At 50.7% G+C, this 1,378-nt stretch carries 1 protein-coding gene; it reads left to right on the top strand.

Annotation, left to right across the window (positions count from 1 at the left end):
• Positions 1 to 1,378: hypothetical protein (locus D0S24_RS21225; protein WP_220377804.1), on the top strand; the 1,378-nt coding region annotated here is incomplete at both ends.

Here is a 1,378-nt window from a genome sequence, read left to right as displayed (position 1 = left end):
CGATGCGGTGACCAATGCGAAATTGGCGGACAACGCCGTGCAGACCGAAAATATTTTAAGCGGAGGCAACGATAAGGTTTTGGTTACGGATGCGGTAGGTACCGTGGCCTGGGTTGACAAGTCGAGCTTCGATGCCATTGCTGACCAGGTAACGATTACGGGTGTGGGTACGACTTTGGATCCCTTCAAGGTAGAGGACCTTTCCATCATTACAGCCAAGCTGGAAGATGGGGCTGTTACGACCATAAAATTAGATGAAGATGCCGTGACCAATGCGAAATTGGCGGACAACGCGGTCCAGACCGAAAACATATTGAGCGGTGGCAACGATAAGGTCTTGGTGACCGATGCGGTGGGTTCCGTGGCCTGGGTAGATAGGTCCAGCTTCGATGCCATTGCGGACCAGGTAACGATTACGGGTGCGGGCACGACCTTGGATCCTTTTAAGGTGGAGGACCTATCCATAGTAACTGCAAAATTGGGTGCCGATGCGGTGACCAATGCGAAATTGGCGGACAACGCCGTGCAGACCGAAAATATTTTAAGCGGAGGCAACGATAAGGTTTTGGTTACGGATGCGGTAGGTACCGTGGCCTGGGTTGACAAGTCGAGCTTCGATGCCATTGCTGACCAGGTAACGATTACGGGTGTGGGTACGACCTTGGATCCTTTTAAGGTGGAGGACCTATCCATAGTAACGTCCAAGCTGGGAGACGGAGCGGTGACCACTGTAAAATTGGATGACGATGCGGTGACCAATGCGAAATTGGCGGACAACGCCGTGCAGACCGAAAATATTTTAAGCGGTGGCAACGATAAGGTTTTGGTTACGGATGCGGTAGGTACCGTGGCCTGGGTTGACAGGTCGAGCTTCGATGCCATTGCTGACCAGGTAACGATTACGGGTGTGGGTACGACCTTGGATCCTTTTAAGGTGGAGGACCTTTCCATAGTAACTGCCAAGCTGGGCGATGGAGCGGTGACCACTGTAAAATTGGATGACGATGCTGTGACCAATGCCAAGCTGGCGGACAACGCGGTGCAGACCGAAAACATATTGAACGGTACTATTTTAACAGAGGATATTTCCTCAGGTGGTAACGATAAAGTTATGGTTACCGATGCGGTAGGTACCGTGGCCTGGGTGGACAAGTCGAGCTTCGATGCCATTGCGGACCAGATAACGATTACAGGTTTAGGTACGACTTTGGATCCCTTTAAGGTAGAGGACCTTTCCATTGTTACTGCAAAATTGAGTGCCGATGCTGTGACCAATACCAAGCTGGCGGACAACGCGGTGCAGACCGAAAACATATTGAACGGTACTATTTTAACAGAGGATATTTCCTCAGGTGGTAACGATAAAGTTATGGTTACC

Origin of the sequence: Arenibacter sp. P308M17 (assembly GCF_003426735.1) — a bacterium.
Taxonomy (GTDB): domain Bacteria; phylum Bacteroidota; class Bacteroidia; order Flavobacteriales; family Flavobacteriaceae; genus Arenibacter.
Note: the sequence above shows the minus strand (reverse complement) of the source record. Positions and strands in the feature narration are given on the sequence as shown.